Source organism: Flavobacterium sp. UBA2787, assembly GCA_002352205.1.
Taxonomy (GTDB): Bacteria; Bacteroidota; Bacteroidia; order Flavobacteriales; family Flavobacteriaceae; genus Flavobacterium.
In genome coordinates this window covers 17,518-36,876 of the sequence record DEHZ01000014.1, presented here as the reverse complement: position 1 = coordinate 36,876, position 19,359 = coordinate 17,518, and the positions used below count along the sequence as shown (strand labels likewise).

Sequence of the window (19,359 nt, the reverse complement as noted above, 5' to 3'; positions counted from 1 at the left end):
ATTTATTTAGTAACTAATTATAAATCCCAAATTCAAAGTTATGAATTTGGGATTTTTTCTTACTTTTACATACATCAATAAATTTTTAATGGAAATTATAATTCAAACAAGCAACCTTAATTTTCAATATTCAAAACATAAAAGCGTTATTGAAAACTTATCCATCAATGTTCCTAAAGGAAGTATTTATGGATTTCTTGGTCCTAATGGTGCAGGAAAGTCAACTACGATGCGACTACTAACAGGAATAATTCCTGATGATAACAATGCAATTAAAATTTTTGGAAAAGGTTTAAATGAGCAAATACCATCTATTTTTTCTAAGATTGGTGCTTTAGTGGAAAGTCCTGCATTATATCTTCATTTATCGGGTTATAACAACCTTTTGTATATCGCAACAGTCAAAAACATTAATCCTGACAAAATTGATGAAGTGCTTGAATTGGTTGAGTTAACCTATGCTAAAAATCAAAAGGCAAAACAATATTCGCTTGGCATGAAACAACGATTAGCAATTGCAATGGCACTCTTAGGCGAGCCCGAATTGTTGTTTTTAGACGAACCTGTTAATGGACTAGATCCAAATGGAATTGTTGAAATAAGAAAACTTTTAATCAAAATTAATAAAGAAAAAGGCGTAACTATTTTTGTGTCAAGTCATTTGCTAAGTGAAATCGAAAAAATGTGTACACACATTGGTATCATTGCAAAAGGTAAACTAAAATTTGAAGGTACAATGAATCAATTGTCTACAAGTTTTAATACATGCAAAATTGAAATAACGATTGACAATGCTTCAGATTGGCAAAAAAAATTAGAAGAGAATGACGTTAAAACAGAATTAAACGAAGCTAATAAAATTGCCGTTGTCTTGAATTCCAAAGATGAAATTCCAACTTTTATAAAAAAATTAATTGAAGCAGGTGCGTTAATTTATGAAGTTAAAATACTTGAAGGATTAGAAGAATGGTTCATGAACTTAATTGAAAATTAAAAATGAAAAATAGTATAAATAATTTATTTACTGCCATTCAAGCCGAACACATAAAAAAACGCGGCACAGGCTTATATTCGCTCAGTTTTATTTTTGGTCTTATTATCCCTTTACTCTATACAATTGTTGTTGTTCTTAATCCAGAACCAAGTAAACCTATTGCCTTTTCATTTAATATTTTTACAAAACATCTGGATGATATTTTGGATTCATTCACAGTTTTTATTTTTCCATTACTAATTATTCTAATTACAAGTAAAATAGCTCAATTAGATCATAAAAACGGTGGTTGGCAACTGATGGAAACCACACCTTTGCAAAAGACTTCCATTTACCTTTCCAAATTTTGCATTGTTTTGATTGCCAATATTATCGCTATTTCCACTTTCTTATTTTTTAGTGTAATTTCTACCTATCTAATTTATCTCTTTACAGAAGCTCCTGAAGTGGCCGATTTTAGCATACCTGTTACCTATTTATTGCACATTTTTATACGATTATTTATTGCAAGTCTTTATTTAACAGCCTTTCAATACTTCTTAGCTGTAAAAATATCAAGTTATATTTGGTCAGTTTTAATCGGTTTTTTTCTGTTGATAGGATTTTTAATTATATCAAATCTAGTTACGATACCGGACTGGTTTCCTTTTGAAATTTTAAATAGAGTTTCAAAGTATCCGGAGGGTAGCCAAGTAGGAAATTGGTTTTTATTTACAGAAAAAAACAGTTTGATTGGTACAGCTTTCTTTTTGTTTTTAGGTTACTATTGGTATAGCTTTAAATCGATTTTCAGAGCATTTTTTAGTACCAAAAAAAGAGTACTACTTTCATTATTTGTTCTTTTAATTACACTATTTTCCTATTTGTTTCTCTCACAAACTCATCAAGTAAAATTAAATGACAAAACAATAATTGCCGGTGAAATTAAAAGTGATATACAATTTGGGAAAGCCTATCTAATTCATCCAATTATTGAAGATACACTTGCCGCTTTAGAAATTAAAAACAATAAATTTCATACTGTTTTAAGCAATAAAATTCCATTGGATAATTATAAAATAATCATTGATAATTCTTTACCAGTAGATTTATTATTTGCTTCGAATGATAGTATTTTTGCTTCCATTGAATTTAAAAATAATGAATTAAAAACGGAATTATTTGGTACACGATTTCCCGAAAACGATTATAAAAAAAGCAACAGTATTAGTTGGAGTTATTTAAGTTATCAAATTAATGAAAATGTCAATTTAGACAACTCAAAGAGAATTCAAGAGGAATTATATGATGAATGGGAAGAAAAGTTCAACGCAGCAAATACCTTTAGAACGGCTGATAATTATACTCCAAAGCAAGATTTTATTGAAAAAGAAAAAAAATTAATTACAGTTGAATATCTTAATCTTCTTAATCAATTTCTTGATAAAAGAAAAGCATTATTTCCAAACGAAAAAACAGTTCTAACGGATGATATTGCCTCTTTGAAGTCAAAAATTTCTTTACAAGATGAGACTTTGATTGGGAACGAAAATTATTTGATCTACTTACTTTATGAACTAACTAAAAATGATGATCGTGATATTGATAAAAATCTGAAAGAAATTGATGCCATTTCAACCTTAGAACCAAGTCAATTCAAAAACAGATTGCTATTTTATTATTTAAAAAATAACATTAAAGAGGCAAATTCTTCTGAAAACAGATTGCAATTAGTTGAAAATTATGCTAATAAAATAACTGATTCAAAACTAAATAAAAGTATTCTTCATCTTTTCAAAACCTATGAAAGATTAGGAAGAGGAAAAATAGCTGATGAAATTTTAGCCACCAATTTAGATTCAAAACCCATTAGTTTAGCAAATTTTAAAGGAAAATATGTGGTAATTGATGTTTGGGCAACTTGGTGTGGTCCATGCTTATTTCAATCGCCATATTTTGAAAAAATGGCCATTAAATATAAAAAAGAAAACATTCAATTTATTGCGTTGAGTACAGATAAAGATATTACAAAATGGTACGTAAGTGCCAAGTTAAAATCAAAATCTGTCTTGCAATTGCATGCCAATGATATGGAAAAACTTAGGAAAGATTATAACATTGAATCAATTCCGAGATTCATATTAATTGATACCGATGGTAAAATATATAATTCAAACATGCCATTTCCCACAGAACCGGCTTTTGAAATGATTTTGCGAAAAGTATTAAATTTGAAAGAAATGGAATAAATTTAGTGTTAAACGCCGCACAAAAGTCTGTTAAATCAGTTTAACCAAAAGCCAATTACATTTACTTTTATAAAAAAATCATAAAAGATGAAAATAGGTTTCGTTTTACTGATGGCGATTTTTAACACAACTATGATATACGACTTCAACCAAAACTCCTCCCCACGCGATTGGCGAATCATTGACGATGGTGTGATGGGCGGTTTATCGCAAGGGAATTTTTCTATTGATACGGAAGGAAATGGCGTTTTTGCAGGAACTGTTTCGTTAGAAAATAATGGTGGTTTTTCGTCCGTACGTTATCAATGTGATAAAGTGAAGGTGACCAAAGACAGTAAAGTTCGCATTCGTTTGAAAGGCGATGGCAAAAACTATCAATTCAGAATCAAAGACAAAGCAACTTCCTATTACTCGTACATCACGACTTTTAAAACTTCCGGCGATTGGGAAACCATTGAAATTAAACTGAGTGAATTATATCCTTCGTTTAGAGGACAAACCTTGAATTTACCGAATTTTGATAGTAATTCTTTTGAAGAAATCGTGTTTTTAATCGGTAACAAAAAGAACGAATCGTTTCAGTTGGTTTTGGATAAAATTGAGTTGGAATAAAATTAATTCCTTTTCGCTTATCTTTACGACTCAATCAAATACATGAGTCCTACCCTATTATCCTCGCCTTTACAAGGTTTTACCGATTTCCGTTTTCGAAATGCGTTTCACAGCTATTTTGGTGGTATCGATACATTTTATGCTCCGTATATTCGTTTGGATGGAAAACTGATAATCAAAAATTCGTACCAACGAGATTTGCAACCCGAAAACAACAAAGTCTCCGAATTGATTCCGCAAGTAATGACGAATGATGCCGATGAGTTTTTGTTTGTAGTGAAATACATTCAGGAATTGGGTTACAAAGAACTGAACTGGAATTTAGGTTGTCCCTACCCGATGGTGACTAAAAAAGGAATGGGTTCCGGGTTGATTTGTGAACCGCAACGGATTGACCATATTTTAAACCGCGTGCACAACGAAACCGACGTCATTGTTTCGATGAAAATGCGAATGGGTTATGAACATCCCGAAGAAATCTTAGATGTTTTCCCGATTTTGGATAAATACCCGATTAAAAACATTGCGATTCACGCCCGAATTGGTAAGCAATTGTATAACGGCGGTGTAAATTTAGAAGCTTTTCAACGGTGCACCGAAAACACCAAACACAAATTATATTACAACGGCGACATCACCTCAGTTGCCAAGTTTAAAGAAATGCAAGAACGTTTTCCAAGTATTGATCATTTTATGATTGGTCGCGGTTTAATTGCCGACCCGTTTTTGCCAAGCATGATTAAAACCAACACCACAGAATACCCAACCAACCGTTGGCAAATCTTCAAGGAATTTCACGACTCGATTTACCAAGAATACGATGCCGCTCTTTCCGGCCCCACGCCTATCAAAATGAAAATGTTAGGTTTTTGGGAATACTTTTCCACTTCTTTCTCCAACCCTCAAAAGACATTGAAAAAGATTAAAAAAGCTCAAAATCCGAAAAGTTATGTGGAGGCGGTGAAGGAGATTTTTGGTGGGGAGAGGTAGCATTATCAGACTTTTTTTTATATTCCATTTTTGTTTATATTTGCCTTAATCAAGTTTTTTTACAAGCCATTCAAAACAAATAATTATGAACATCAACAAAGAAATTATTTTACAAGCCATCCAAGAGTCCGATTTCGTTTTAACTTCTTCACACAACAAGCTTTGTCTTCCTATTATCAATAGAATCTACAAAAAAATGATTCATGGTATAAAATTTGACGATATAAAAATCTGTGAAACGCTGATAATTGATGGACATCATCGATACATTAGTTCTATTTTGGCGAATGTAAAACTAGAAAGAGCTAAATCTTCCAAAACAAGTGCAACAATTGAATATGATTGGTTAGATGTTGAATTTGTTGAAGAAGAATGGGATACTGAAGATAAAATACTAAGATTAAACGAATTAGACGCTCTTTACAACAACATTTCTTTGGAGAAAATTATTGAACTAACAAAATAATTGTAGTATTTTTGCATCATGTTACTATATTTAGACATAGATGGAGTGATGGTACCTGCCAACGCATGGCGAAAACCGGAAATTTTAGAAGATGGTTTCCCTGCGTTCAGTTCAAATGCCGTTCGATCGCTTGATAGAATTATTTCTAGTTCAAGTGCCAATATTGTCTTGACCACCTCGCACAAATACAAATACACGTTAAAAGAATGGAACAACATTTTTAAACGAAGAAACATCAACGTAAATAAAATTACGCGACTTCCAAAGAATCCGAATCATTTGAATCGAAAAGAAGAACTTTTACAATGGTTTAACACGAAAAATGTGGATGAAAAATTCATCATCATCGACGACGATAAATCGCTGAACGGATTGCCCGACTTTTTAAAAAGTAAATTAATCCAAACAAGCGGCTCAGTTGGTTTAACAGAAAGTCTCGCCGATGAAGCGATAGATAAAATTAAAATGTATTAAATTCATCCACTCAAAATATGAAAAGTTAATTGGAGTTTTTTTCAATTAACTTTTTTTATTAATGAAAATGTTAGGTTTTTGGAAGTACTTTTCCTCTTCCTTCTCCAACCCACAAAAGACGCTGAAAAAGATTAAAAAAGCTCAGAATCCGAGAAATTATGTTGAGGCGGTGAAGGAGATTTTTGGTGGGGAGAGGTAGGTTTTTGGTTTGTTTTTTTTATTATATTTGAAGGATAATGTATGATTTTTTCATACATAGAAACGAGTTTGCTGACATCTTTCGAAAACTATGAAAAATCACGAGGATATTATTAGAGATAATTTGGCTTCAAATCTTAAACTTATTAATTCTGAATTTATTCTTATTAGTACTGAACATTATATTCCAGAATCAAAAACAACAAAGAGTTTTATTGATATTTTGGCTAAGGATAATAACAATAATTATGTAATTATAGAGGTTAAACGTTCAAATCAATCATCAAGACAAGCGATTCACGAAATTTATAAATATACCGAAGCAATTAAAGCTGAGTATAAAGTTAAATCAAGCGAAATAAAAGCTGTAATAATCTCTACTGAATGGAAAGAACTATACATACCATTCTCAACATTTGCAAACGAATCAAAGATTAGTATTGAGGGTTTTCAAATAGAAACTGATAATAATCTGAATATTTTAAAAGCTACAAAAATTAAGCCTTGCAAAACAAATAACGGACGATTATTTTCCCCAATTCACGAATGCAATCTATACTCAAATCTTGAAAATCTTGAAAAAGGTATTGAAAGTCATAAAAAAATATATGAATTAAAAGGTATTTTTGATTATGTCTTAATTATATTGAAAGGTGCTGAATTTAACAACGAAAAATACAAAAAAGATTTAGAACAAGTTATGTCTAATCTTTTAGGAATTGATAAATCAGAATTTGTTGGCCATTTTGATAATATGGAAGTATATAAATATATGATTTATTCAGTATTTCAAAGATTAACAATTGAAGAATATTACGAGATTTTAAAACGTGATAAAACTGAATATAAACAAACAAAAGAATATATCAAATATTGCGATTTTAAAGATGAAGATGACATATTAGCAACTTTAGAAAATAATGTATTAGGTAACTTAAAACCTTGGTTCTATTCTGATTCATCTGAAATTGGATATCCAGCAAAGTTTGCTAATAAAATTATTGATGAAGAAAAATGGGAAATTACTGAGTTAATTCGTTCTTCATCATTAATAAAAAATAAATTATTAACGGATGATAAAATTATTTCAGAAACAAAAGGATTGTCAGGAATCGGCAATTCCGTTTTGCAAGATTCTTGTAGTCCTAATCATAAGTCTAAATTCATAGAATTAAAAGAAACGATAAACAAAACATTAAAAAACAACATTGTTTGGAAAAATAATCTTAAATTAATATTTGATGAGAATGACTTTTTAAAATATGACAAATTAAATATAGAAATTTTAACAACTAAAAATATCTTATTATCTATAATCAACATTGTTGTAAATGAGAATTCTTTAGAATACTTACCTTTTTATAGTCTTGAAGTAAAAAACGAAATAGAAAATGAAATTTATTTAGGCTCTTTTAGTTGGAATGGAGAAAAACCTAATTTTGAAAAATTTGTAAATAAATATTTCAACAATGAACCTGGAAATATTATTATGATGATGACTTGGGGAATTAGTGAAATAGAAAATGAATCAATTTTTGAAGATTTAGGACTTACTTATGAAACTTATAAAATTAAAAATTTAATTGATAAAGATTTTTATATTTTAAAAAATTATAAATTTAAAAAGGTAAGTGAACTAAAAAACGGATTAATAGATTTCATAAACTCAAACCAAGAATTTATTGATAAATTAGTTATTACACATAATAACCATTTTCATAAAGCTAAAATTGAATTTAAAAAATAATACGTCAACTAACAGAGGTTTCAAGAAATTGGGGTTTTAGACTAATTCTAAAGTTTGTTTTGTACTTTAGATTTTCTGAGTTTATCTAAAAATTTTGAGTCTACAAACCAGCCCGCTCGTGCGAGCGACTCGCTCATACAAACACCTGTAAGTAAACCTTAATAACATCGGAAAAGTCTAAAAAGACATATCCGTAAGTTAGAAAAAATTGTCAAACCCTAATTACCGGTCACTTTTATTTTTTACTTTAAACTTTTCAAACTTATCTCCATTTTGTTTGTAAACGCCATCATTATCTGTACCTAGCCAAAGAATTCCGTTTTTGTCTTGGTAGATTGAAACTAGTAAAATATCTTCTATTTCACTATTGATTTCAAACTTTGATAGTGTTTTTCCATCATATTTCCAGACACCACCGCTGTAGGTTGCCATCCATAAATTTCCTTTATTATCTGATAATCCGGAATTGAAATAGTGAGGATGGTCTTTTTCAATTCCTTTTAATTTTTTATACGCTGATCCGCTTGCTTCGATTTTATATTTGCTTATAAAATTGCTCAACCAAAAATATCCATCTTTGTCTTGAATTATTGAGCGAACTGCTGGAACTCTTCCATCCGGAAGTGTGGAAAGTTCTTTTTCATCAAACCACAAAAACGATTTTCCATCGTATCGGAAAGCACCAGCTATAAACGTTCCAAACCAAATATTTCCGTCTTTGTCTTTATTTACACCATAAACCGAATAAGGATTATTACGATTAAAAGGGCTGATTAACGTGTCAATTCCAAACGCTTTTTTTAAATCTTGTCGTGGTAATTTTAATTCGTAAAGTGAATCACCATCATAACGATATAAATCGTTTGCATTGTAGAAACCAAACCACAAGTCATTCGGTTCAAGTTTCCATTGGTTTTGAGACGATCTTATTACTTTTAAAGTGGTGAATTTCCTTCCGTCAAACTTGCTTATTCCTTTGTGTGTTTCGATGTAAATAGTTCCGTCCGCATCTTCTTGAATACCACGTATTGAGTCGTTCACTAATCCGTCTACAGTTGTAAATTGTTTCAGCTCGTTTCCGTTTAAATGATAGATACCTTTTCCATCACTTCCAAACCAGTACTTTCCTTTTGAGTCTTGAAATATTCTCCAAATTTTAGTATGAAGTTCAGAAGCTGATTTACCGATTTCTAACGTTTCTGCTTTAGTCTGTTTTTGTTCAGATTTCTTTTCATCAGCAGAGAGTAGATTTGGAATTGGCTTTTTAGGAGTTTCCGTAGTAATTTCACGATTAGCAACCCAGTCGTTGTTGAACTGAGTTAAACTAAGCACCAGTCCGCCAATTACTGCCAACATTAAGATAAGTATAGAAATGATTTTTTTCATATTATTTATTGATTATACGAATGCTTTATAACGACTGAAAACTGACAACAGACAACTGATAACAGACAACCAACAACTGATAACAGACAACCAACAACAGTTAACACCCATCCATCTTCACACTCAACTTTCCATCCACATACGAAAGAATAAAAGGAATTTTTTCTAATGAACATCGCGGTTCAATCGTAAATTGGATGTAGCCATAGACTTCAAAATTTTCGTTGGAAAGTACTTTTAATGATTGTTTGTAATGCGTGTTTTCTCGAACCCATTTTACAAAACCTTCGTTTTCATCCACATTTGATAAAGGTGTTTCGATAATTGCTTCATTAGTTTGTAGATGTTTCGGTTCGGTAAGTACAATCGTAAATTTTCCTGTAAAAGAACCGGGTTCTGTTGGCGAAACAAAATAGCTATTATTCTTTAAATTCATTTGAATGGAAAGTAAATGTTCCTTGTTGCTTTGTTTGTCAACGCGAACGATAGCGGTGTAAAGCGGATCTTCCCGCACCACATCATCGCTAAAATGAGTTTGCCCAACATACACGCTGTCAACCGCTGTGGTGTTTATAGCCATGTCTTGCGAGTTTACTTCCGCACAATTGTAATTGAACGAAAGTAGTAATAAGCCAAATAATAACTTGTTGTTCATGATTGATGATTTTAATGATTTATAATAAATTGATTTTTTTATTTTCTTTTACCATGGTCCATTTCTTGTAACATTCACAAAGGCATTGTTTTCAAAACGATACGCTCCTTTAAAACCTACAAACCAGATTCGTTGTTGTCGGTCTTGGTAGATTTGAAATGGGAAAGGTGAAAAATTACCTTCTTGCTTTTGTTGGTCTTGGTTAACTTCAAAGGGCAATACTATATAATCGCTTATTTTAATTTTAGCTTCAATTTTCTGAAATGTTTTGCCGTTATAATTATAGATATCACGCTTATACGCAATAAACCAAATCGTACCGGTTTTGTCTTCAAAAATACAGCCTACTCCTTCATCCTTACCCAATAACTTTTCGGTGATACTTTTAAACGTAGTCCCATCGTAGAGAAAAAGTCCGTTTACGGTTGAAATCCAATACGTTCCATCTGCTCTTTCAATAATTCGATTTACAAAATTGGAAAGCGATTGGTCTTTAGCTGAAATGTTCGTTAATGTATTTCCGTCAAACCTATATGCTCCGCCATTGGTGGCAAACCATATATTACCTTTACTGTCCTCAGTAATGGAGTGTATCATTTTAGAAGTGCTAACTCCAAAGTTTGGATTTACTTTTCCTTCCGGAATTTCAAACGGTGTAAATGCTTTGCCATCAAAAGTAAAGACACCCTGCGTGGTTCCAATCCAAAGCGTTCCTTTTGAGTCCATTAGCATGCTCCAAAGTCCGCCGGTTGTCAGGATATCTTTTTCATGATAATTGGTAAAATACGTTCCGTCATATTTAGCAATTCCACCTCCATAGCCAATCCAAATTGCACCTGTTTTGTCTTCAAGGATCACATGAACAGTTACTCCCTGACCAGTACGATTTTTAATATCAAAATAAACAAGTCCATTTTTGTCTTTTCGACAGAGTCCGCTTTGTGTTCCAAACCAAAAATTTCCCTTACTATCTTGAAAAACAGTTCGAACCACGCCACTGATTTGATTTCCCTGGTAGTCTTTATCATGTACGTCCACTCTATATTCGGGTAAAGTTTCTGCTTTTAAACTTATACTGTCAGCATGTATTTTCGTTTGCTCCGGTATAAATTTTAATGGTGTAGCGTTTTTTTCAATTTGCCCGGCACAAGAAGTTATAAACAATAAACATATTGATAAAAAAAATGATTTTAAAATAAGATTATGTAATTGCTTGTATCTCATAATTGATTTCATATTAGTAAAAAGTGTATGTTAATAAAGTTTCTTCATCCGAACAAACTTGGTGTAAAACTAGCCCAATCAATTCATTGAAATGCAAAAAAAATGTAAAAGAAGTGTCAACAGTTTTAAAAAATCACAAAATTGTATGTTATTTGCAGAACTTATGAATCAACGAAAAATATATTTTTACGGTAGTGTTTTGATTGCCATTTTTGCTGCGATCATGGTTTTCACTTCTAGTAAAAAAGACGAAACCTTTTCTGAATTAGTCAAAATTGCCTTGCGGGATGTGGGCAATAAATTATTATTAGCCAATCAAGACAGCACATCACTAATATTGCCGATTCAAAAAGTAGAAAAATCAAAATACCAACTTTCCTTTGAAAAAGAACTGACGATTTACCCGGACACTTTGGTAAAAGTTGTGCAAGAAAGTTTTCAAAAAGCCAATCTTCCCTCCCATTATCAACTTGAAGTGAAACAATGTAAAGATTTGGAAGTGGCGTATAGTTTTTTACAAAATGCCAACGTTGAGAAAAGTATCGTTCCTTGTAGTGGACGAACAATACCGCAAAAATGCTATACGATTGAAGTAAGATTCTTAGAAAAAGGAGAAGCTTCAACCAACAAAATCATTTGGATAGTACTTTTGTCATTAAGTATAATAACTGCTTTTATCTTCTTTCCGAAAAGAAAAAAAACAAAACAACCTCATTCCACTATCGAAAATGGAATTCCATTGGGTAAATTTCTATTTTATCCTGAAGAGAGTAAATTGCTATTGACCTCAAATGAAATCAGTCTTTCAAAAAAAGAAGTGGAATTATTGACTCTTTTTGTAGAAAATCCCAACAAAATCATCAAACGAGAAGAACTCTCCAAAAAAGTTTGGGAAGATCACGGTGTTTTTGTGGGAAGAAGTTTGGATACGTATATTTCTAAATTACGCAAAAAATTGAGTGATGATGAATCAATTAAGTTGACGAATGTACACGGGATTGGGTATGTATTGGAGGTGAAAGACTAACACTCTTAATGGAACACGGACCTGCCTGCCGGCAGGCAGGTTGAACGGATTTGCTCCGCAAAACGCAGATTTTCACAGATTTTGATAGCTTCGCTATAAAAGGATAAAAGCGGATTTATTACTTCAAACTTGCAATTCTAAGCAGAATTCCAAACTTGAAACCTGAAACTTGAANNACCTGAAACTTGAAACCTGAAACCTGAAACCTGAAACTAATAAAAACCTACCTCGTAAACACCAACCTATTCCCTTTACTCAAATTCGCATCAAAAGCATAGCCTTCATAATTAAACCCTTTTAAATCCTCAATTGTTTCAGCATTCGTATCGATGATGTAGCGTACCATCATTCCTCTCGCTTTCTTAGCAAAAAAGCTAATCATTTTTAATTTTCCGTCTTTGTAGTCTTTGAATTCGGGAGTGATAACAGGTACTTTTAAAGCTTTTACATCCACCGCATCAAAATACTCATTACTAGCTAAATTGATAAAAAGTTCGCCTTTTGTCAGTTCTTTATTTAATTCTTTTGTGATTTTTGTTTTCCAAAATTCATATAAGTTCTTGCTTTTACCAATCGGAAATTTAGTTCCCATTTCCAATCGATACGGCTGCATTAAATCCAACGGTTTTAATAAACCATACAATCCGGAAAGAATGCGGAGTTTGTCTTGCAAAACGTCTAATTTTTCAGTTGGTAAGGTTTTAATATCCAAACCAATATAAACATCGCCGTTAAAAGCATAAATCGCTTGACGTGAGTTTTCAGGTGTAAAATTATCCAAATCACGTTCTTGGTTGCGTTGCCAATTCAAATCGGCCAACTTATCTGAAATATCCATCATTTCCATCAACTTTTTTGGCTTTTGCTTTTTTAATTGACGGTTGATCATGTTTGCTTCTTTCAAAAAACAAGAAATGGTCGATTGATTGGTTGGCAACGGACTTTCGTAATCCAATGATTTAGCCGGAGATATAACGATTTTCATAGATTTATTTTATAATTTCAAAAATACAAATTGATTCCCAAAAATCATCTACGTAAAAATGGAAAGTATTGATTGTTCCATCAACTAAAATTATATCGGCATTTCCTGCACTTGAACGAAAAAAATAGGTGTTGGCAATTCAATTTTCTACATTTGAGTGTAAATTACTTAATAATGAGAACCTTATCAGTTTCAATACTATTGCTTTTTTTGCCGATTTTTGTGGCGGGTCAGACTCATTTTGAAGAAGTTGCAAAACCTTTGACGATCAATAATGAACTAAAAGGAAACTCAATTTTGCATAACAGCCAAAAAATCCGTGAAGCAAAAAATGCCGGAATGGCTTTTCTTGGGTTTGAGGTGAAAAACATAGCACTTGACTATTCGGAAGAAATGATTCCAACTTCTATTGAAAAAATAGTATTAGAAGAAAATCATTGTTTAGTAAAATTTAGTGCTCCTAGCAACTGCGGCTATTCCTTTTTAGGCGAAATCGAAATTGTAGACGACACGCTAAACCTCATCTATCATGGCTACGGAACAAATTGTTTTGGAAATTGCTTGTTTTCTTTTCAGTACGAAATTCAGAAAGACATCTCCAATGAAAATATCCTGAATTTAAAGTATTTTATGATAAACGGAAATCTTTCTACCAAAACAGAGCTAAGCAAAAAACTTGTGGATTAAATCCAAAACCAAGTCAAATTGCTCCTTTTTAGTTAAGGTAGAATTATCAATTTCAATCGCATCATGAGCTTTTACTAATGGAGAATCATCACGATGTGTATCAATATAATCGCGTTCTTGCACGTTTTGAAGCACTTCTTCATACGTAACCAATTGCCCTTTTTCGGCCAATTCATCAAAACGGCGTTTCGCTCGTGTGTGAGCACTCGCAGTCATGAACAATTTCAGTTCTGCATCCGGAAAAACGACCGTTCCAATATCCCGACCATCCATAACAATTCCTTTATTTTTGCCCATGGCTTGTTGTTGCTCAACCAATTTGGCTCTCACTTCTGAGATTTCGGCAATTTTGCTTACCAAACGAGAAACTTCGATGGTGCGGATTTCATTTTCTACATTTACATCATTCAAAAACATTTCTGCAAATCCTAAATCGGCATTAAACTGAAAATGAAGTTTGATTTCCGGTAGTTTATTTAATAAACCTTCTTTGTCTAAAAAATCTTCTGAAACCAACTTATGCTGCATGGCAAAATAAGTCACAGCACGGTACATTGCACCCGTATCCACATAAACATAACCTAAATGGTTGGCTAATTGTTTGGCTAAAGTACTTTTCCCTGTAGAAGAAAATCCGTCGATGGCAATGGTAATGTTGTTCATTTTTTGAGATGCTGAGTCGCTAAGTTTCTGAGTGGCTAAGATACGTTTTTTCAAAAATCAATAGCAATTTAAAAAATCAAAATTTCTCAACTTTTTAAACTTTAAACCTTAAACTTTTAAACTAATTTTTAAGTGGGTGTGCCCCTCCGACAAGCTCCGGGTCGGGCTATCCGCTACAAGTCCTCGTTCGTCGTGCCTCCTCTCTGTGGGCTTTCCGCTGCTATCCCTCACACAATTCAGTGAAACTTCGCATTTCAATGGAAATCCTCTTCACTAAACATAAAAATGGAACGCTGATCTGACTGATTTGCTTTGCAAAACGCTGATTTTCGCTGATTTTAATAGCTTCTTATTAACCCGAAACTCGTAACCCACAACCCGCAACCAGTATTACTGCAAATTAATCATCAACCCAAACAAACTTGTATTAGCTGCCACAGTATATCTGGAATAAGAATAATCAAAACGAACTTTATTAAATCGCAAGCTAAAACCTGCAGAAATACCCGAAAAATGGCGTTGATCTACAATTCGTAATTCTTCACCACGTCTAAAATTATAACCTAATCGAAGGTTAAATGCTCTTCCTGGAAATAATTCGGCACCCAAAATCACGTGACGAAGTGCATTATTAAAAAAAGAAACTTTTTCTTCTTGTTGGCCACCATCTAAGTTACCTTCCGCTCGGGCAGGATTGGAAAAAGCAATATTCCATTGCTGTAAATTTTCTAACGTAATATGCCATCTAATCGGAACATTTTCAACTTCCTGCGAAATTCCGGCTATAATTTCTAATGGCAATTTTTCATGTGTTCCTGCATACGTAGTAAACTGGGTTCCAATGTTTCGGATAACTAAAGCGAAATTGATATCATTTCGTTCATCAATATACAAAGCACCAAGATCCAATGCTCCACCAAATGAATTATAACTTTCTAATGTTGAGGTAATTAATTTAGCATTTGCTCCAATATAAAAATCGGTAAAAGGTAAATTATAAGAATAACCAAAAGACAAAGCGGCTTCGCTACCTGAAAAATCAGCTGTTCTTGTTCCGTTTTCATCATAACCTTCAAAAGTTCCATAGTTGACATAACTTACTCCTGCATGGAATGTTTGCACATGACGATCATACGTGTAAGCGTATGCGGCAGTTCCATAAGTAATTTCGCCAAAATAATTTCCGTAATTAACCGAAAGATGATTATCCATTTCGTTGTTGATGCTGGCAGGATTAAATATTCCTGCATTTACATCATAATCATAATGAGTGATTACTTTTCCGCCCAAAGCAGCTTGTCTGGGAGAAGTAACTAAGTTCAAAAACTGATACACGGATTGACCACCAATTTGGCTGTAGCTCACAGAACAAAAAAGAACAATAAAAAGACGTAAAAAGTTTTTAAACATTATAAACAGAACTCAGTTAGCTTAATGATAACGGTAATGCGAAGATATTATTTTTTGCTCAGTAAATTAATCTTAAAAATAAAAATAAGCCAATAAAAAAGTTGGTGCTTTTTAAGACACCAACTTTAAAAAATTATATTCTATTTAAAGTGTTTTAGCGTTTTTTACCTTCTGATTTGTGATTGCTAATGCAATTACTTCACTCATTTCTTTCACATAATGAAAAGTCAAACCTTCTAAATACTCAGCCTTAATTTCATCTATATCATACTTATTATCTGCACACAAAATGATTTCTTTAATATTTGCTCTTTTGGCAGCCAGGATTTTTTCCTTAATCCCACCCACAGGAAGCACTTTTCCGCGAAGGGTAATTTCACCTGTCATAGCCAAATTCTTCTTCACTCTTTTTTGGGTTAAAACAGAAACTAACGAAGTTAGCATTGCAATTCCGGCACTCGGTCCGTCTTTTGGCGTGGCTCCTTCAGGAACGTGAATATGAATATTATAATTTTGGAGAATTTCTTGATTAACACCAAGTAATTCAGCATTCGACTTAATATATTCCATGGCAATAGTTGCCGATTCTTTCATCACCGTACCTAAATTTCCGGTTAAGGTAAGCGTTCCTTTTCCTTTGGAAATCAATGATTCAATAAATAAAATATCTCCACCAACGCTTGTCCATGCCAAACCTGTAACTACACCTGCAACTTCATTTCCTTCCGATTTATCTCTTTCTAAACGAGGTGCTCCTAAGCTTTTGATGATATCCTCATCAGTTACTTTTACATTATACTCCTCCTCCATGGCAACTGATTTTGCCGCATTTCGGATTACTTGTGCTAATTTTTGTTCTAAGGCTCTAACACCGGATTCACGGGTATAACCTTCAATTATTTTTTCTAACTGACGTTTTCCGATGGTTAGATGTTTATTAGTTAATCCATGTTCTTTTAATTGTTTTGGAAATAAATGTTGACGAGCAATTTCTACTTTTTCTTCAATCGTATAACCGGTCATTTTAATGACTTCCATCCTATCTTTCAAAGCGGGTTGAATGGTTGTCATGGTGTTAGATGTGGCAATAAACATCACTTTAGACAAATCAAATCCCATTTCAAGGAAATTGTCGTAAAACTCCTTGTTTTGTTCAGGATCCAACACTTCTAACAAAGCAGAAGACGGATCTCCGGAATGACTAACCGACAATTTATCAATTTCATCTAATACAAAAACCGGATTAGAAGTTCCTGCTTTTTTCAAACTTTGCAAAATTCTACCGGGCATAGCACCAATATAGGTTTTACGATGACCGCGAATTTCAGCTTCATCTCGTAATCCACCTAATGACATGCGAACATACTCTCTACCCAATGCTTTGGCAATCGATTTTCCAATGGATGTTTTTCCAACTCCCGGAGGACCTGTTAAACAGATTATTGGCGATTTCATATCATTTCGCAATTTCAAAACTGCTAAATGCTCGATGATACGCTTTTTTACATCTTCAAGACCGAAATGATCTTTGTCTAATATTTTTTGAGCTCTTTTTAAATCAAAATTATCTTTGGAAAAATTATTCCATGGTAATTCTAGAAAAAGTTCTAAATAGTTACGAAGTATTCCAAAATCTGGCGATTGCGGATTTGTTCTTTGTAGTTTTGATATTTCTTTTTCAAAGTGTTTTTCAACTTTCTCATCCCATTTTTTTCCCTTTGCCTTTGCACGCATCTCATCAATTTCCTGATCATACGAAACGCCTCCCAATTCTTCTTGAATGGTTTTCATTTGCTGGTGCAAAAAATATTCTCTTTGCTGTTGATCTAAATCAACACGAACTTTTGATTGAATATCATTCTTCAATTCCAACTTTTGCAATTCAGTATTCATATACCGCAAAGTTGAAAGTGCTCTTTCTTTCAAGATATTCATCGATAACAAATCTTGTTTCTCTTTCACATCTAAATTCATGTTGGAAGAAACAAAATTGATTAAGAACGATTGGCTTTCAATGTTTTTGATGGCAAAAGTAGCCTCTGTTGGAATATTTGGACTTTCCTTTATAATTTTAATAGCAATTTCCTTGACAGAATCAATGATAGCTCCAAATTCTGTATCGGTAACACTTGGTCTTTTTTCAGGAACTTCTTTAATCAATGCATTGATATAAGGTTCTTCTGAAATGACTTTGCTGATTTGAAATCGTTTTTTTCCTTGTAAAATTACAGTTACATTTCCATCAGGCATTTTTAATACACGAAGAATTTGAGCTACCGTTCCAATTTGATGAATATCATCTCGGGTTGGATCTTCAATATCTTCGTCTTTTTGAGCAACAACACCAATTACTTTTCCAGCTGCATTGGCATCATTTATCAATTTAATTGATTTATCTCTTCCGGCGGTAATAGGTATAACGACTCCTGGAAACAAAACTGTGTTTCGAAGAGGTAAAATAGCTAGTGAATTCGGCAATTCTTCGTTTGCCATTTCTTCTTCATCTTCGGGTGTGAGAAGCGGAATTAAATCGGCTTCGGTATCGAAATCATGAAGTGACATTTTGTCAAGGGTTAAAATATTGTGATTCGACATATACTAAATAGGGTCAATTTGTCATTAATAATTTTCTGATAAAGAGAATCAAATATAAGGCATCTGATTGATAATGAGTAAGGAATACTTACAAAAACGATGAAATGCAGTTTCTCTACTTTGAATAGTCAAAATACATGCCATAAAAAAACCGTCTAATTAGAATTAAACGGTTATAATCATTTTTTAAACTCTTAATTTAACGAATAAGAAACCAGTTCACTTGTAGTATTAGTTCCTTGTATAATATTTTGATATTTCACCACGCCAACATCTTTTGCAAACCAATAATAGTTAGTATTAACCTGGCCTTGTGTGTTTTGAACAACTTCAACTTTAATTACATTTTCAAACGTAGTTGTTCCCACTTGTAATGTTGAATCTCTTTCCAGAACCTTTCCGGTAAGATTCACTGCAGTAGTTATTGGTGGTAATCCTGTAATTGTAGTTGTTTGAGTTAAGTTTTGCGTCCACGTTTGATCAACTTCTAAAAAATCTTTCAATACAATTATCTCCAAAGGAGAAACAGAAATTGCTGGATTTCCGCCTACTGATGGAATGTTTACTGCAGCTAAATAATAATAAACGCCATTTTCCTTTCGTGTTGCAATAATTCCCTCAAATTGATCCCCAGCAGTTGAAACACCAAATAGATTATCATAACTGTAATATGTTTTGCCGTTATATTGCTCAGTTCCTATTATTTTCATTGGTGCTTGTTGAACACCGGATTGGGTAAAAACCCACTGATTATTAACTGCCATTGGCCAATAATCTCCTGTTGATACTCCACCTCCATTGTTACCGCCGCCATTATTTCCTCCTCCTCCGTTATTTCCTCCTCCATTGCTAGGGATTTGAATTGCTGGATCAACTGGCTCAAACTCTTCAGAACATGATGTAAAAAAAGCGACACAAAAAATAAACAAAAAAGATAATAGTGTTTGTTTTTTCATTAGGATTAAAATTAATTTTTCAAATATAAAAAATTGTTAGTAGGATTACATAAGATTTAATA

Annotated in this window: 17 protein-coding genes; 9 read left to right on the top strand and 8 right to left on the bottom strand. The window is 32.7% G+C overall.

The window, feature by feature from the left end; all coding sequences use genetic code 11:
- Window positions 1-88 precede the first annotated feature (88 nt).
- From B4N66_RS12380 to B4N66_RS12345, 7 genes are all read left to right on the top strand, one after another.
- On the top strand, window positions 89-994 hold the full coding sequence (locus tag B4N66_RS12380; RefSeq protein ID WP_291095156.1) for an ABC transporter ATP-binding protein: 906 nt from the start codon (window positions 89-91) through the stop codon (window positions 992-994).
- 2 nt (window positions 995-996) lie between these two features.
- Window positions 997-3,222, top strand: coding sequence for a redoxin family protein (locus tag B4N66_RS12375; RefSeq protein ID WP_291095155.1), 2,226 nt, complete (start codon window positions 997-999; stop codon window positions 3,220-3,222).
- 87 nt (window positions 3,223-3,309) lie between these two features.
- Window positions 3,310-3,834 carry a CIA30 family protein gene (locus tag B4N66_RS12370; RefSeq protein WP_291095154.1) on the top strand — a complete coding sequence of 175 codons (525 nt, stop codon included), beginning with the start codon at window positions 3,310-3,312 and terminating at the stop codon, window positions 3,832-3,834.
- A 42-nt stretch (window positions 3,835-3,876) separates the two neighbouring features.
- On the top strand, window positions 3,877-4,824 hold the full coding sequence (locus tag B4N66_RS12365; RefSeq protein WP_291095153.1) for a tRNA dihydrouridine synthase: 948 nt from the start codon (window positions 3,877-3,879) through the stop codon (window positions 4,822-4,824).
- 85 nt (window positions 4,825-4,909) lie between these two features.
- The gene (locus tag B4N66_RS12360) at window positions 4,910-5,290 is read left to right on the top strand and encodes a hypothetical protein (protein WP_291095152.1); all 381 of its coding nucleotides are present in this window, start codon (window positions 4,910-4,912) and stop codon (window positions 5,288-5,290) included.
- An 18-nt stretch (window positions 5,291-5,308) separates the two neighbouring features.
- Entirely contained in the window at window positions 5,309-5,764 is a 456-nt protein-coding gene (locus B4N66_RS12355) for an HAD domain-containing protein (RefSeq protein ID WP_291095151.1), read from the top strand.
- A 289-nt stretch (window positions 5,765-6,053) separates the two neighbouring features.
- Window positions 6,054-7,709 carry an endonuclease NucS domain-containing protein gene (locus B4N66_RS12345; protein ID WP_291095150.1) on the top strand — a complete coding sequence of 552 codons (1,656 nt, stop codon included), beginning with the start codon at window positions 6,054-6,056 and terminating at the stop codon, window positions 7,707-7,709.
- 222 nt (window positions 7,710-7,931) lie between these two features.
- Here the strand turns inward: B4N66_RS12345 and B4N66_RS12340 are convergent, their stop codons facing one another.
- The 3 genes from B4N66_RS12340 to B4N66_RS12330 form a co-directional block, all read right to left on the bottom strand.
- Window positions 7,932-9,095, bottom strand: coding sequence for a ligand-binding sensor domain-containing protein (locus B4N66_RS12340; RefSeq protein ID WP_291095149.1), 1,164 nt, complete (start codon window positions 9,093-9,095; stop codon window positions 7,932-7,934).
- A 100-nt stretch (window positions 9,096-9,195) separates the two neighbouring features.
- Entirely contained in the window at window positions 9,196-9,750 is a 555-nt protein-coding gene (locus tag B4N66_RS12335; protein WP_291095148.1) for a hypothetical protein, read from the bottom strand.
- A 48-nt stretch (window positions 9,751-9,798) separates the two neighbouring features.
- Window positions 9,799-10,986, bottom strand: a complete 1,188-nt coding sequence (locus tag B4N66_RS12330) for a ligand-binding sensor domain-containing protein (protein ID WP_291095147.1) — start codon at window positions 10,984-10,986, stop codon at window positions 9,799-9,801.
- A 133-nt stretch (window positions 10,987-11,119) separates the two neighbouring features.
- Here B4N66_RS12330 and B4N66_RS12325 point away from each other — a divergent pair, with 133 nt between their 5' ends.
- Complete coding sequence (locus B4N66_RS12325; protein ID WP_291095146.1) at window positions 11,120-12,001, top strand: winged helix-turn-helix domain-containing protein; 882 nt, start codon at window positions 11,120-11,122, stop codon at window positions 11,999-12,001.
- Between the two features lie 223 nt (window positions 12,002-12,224).
- On the opposite strand, the gene yaaA is transcribed toward B4N66_RS12325, so the two are convergent.
- Window positions 12,225-12,986: a peroxide stress protein YaaA gene (gene yaaA, locus B4N66_RS12320; RefSeq protein WP_291095145.1), complete on the bottom strand. Its 762-nt coding sequence runs from the start codon at window positions 12,984-12,986 to the stop codon at window positions 12,225-12,227.
- 174 nt (window positions 12,987-13,160) lie between these two features.
- Here yaaA and B4N66_RS12315 point away from each other — a divergent pair, with 174 nt between their 5' ends.
- Window positions 13,161-13,673 (top strand): hypothetical protein, encoded by a 513-nt coding sequence (locus B4N66_RS12315; protein WP_291095144.1) that lies wholly within the window; start codon window positions 13,161-13,163, stop codon window positions 13,671-13,673.
- On the opposite strand, the gene cmk is transcribed toward B4N66_RS12315, so the two are convergent.
- The 4 genes from cmk to B4N66_RS12295 form a co-directional block, all read right to left on the bottom strand.
- Entirely contained in the window at window positions 13,650-14,336 is a 687-nt protein-coding gene (gene cmk / locus B4N66_RS12310; RefSeq protein ID WP_291095143.1) for a (d)CMP kinase, read from the bottom strand. The two genes, B4N66_RS12315 and cmk, sit on opposite strands and share 24 nt — an antisense overlap.
- A 390-nt stretch (window positions 14,337-14,726) precedes the next feature.
- On the bottom strand, window positions 14,727-15,746 hold the full coding sequence (gene porQ / locus B4N66_RS12305) for a type IX secretion system protein PorQ (protein ID WP_291095142.1): 1,020 nt from the start codon (window positions 15,744-15,746) through the stop codon (window positions 14,727-14,729).
- A gap of 144 nt (window positions 15,747-15,890) precedes the next feature.
- Window positions 15,891-18,341 carry an endopeptidase La gene (gene lon, locus B4N66_RS12300; RefSeq protein WP_291095141.1) on the bottom strand — a complete coding sequence of 817 codons (2,451 nt, stop codon included), beginning with the start codon at window positions 18,339-18,341 and terminating at the stop codon, window positions 15,891-15,893.
- 194 nt (window positions 18,342-18,535) lie between these two features.
- Window positions 18,536-19,297: a hypothetical protein gene (locus B4N66_RS12295; RefSeq protein WP_291095140.1), complete on the bottom strand. Its 762-nt coding sequence runs from the start codon at window positions 19,295-19,297 to the stop codon at window positions 18,536-18,538.
- Between the last annotated feature and the right edge of the window lie 62 nt (window positions 19,298-19,359).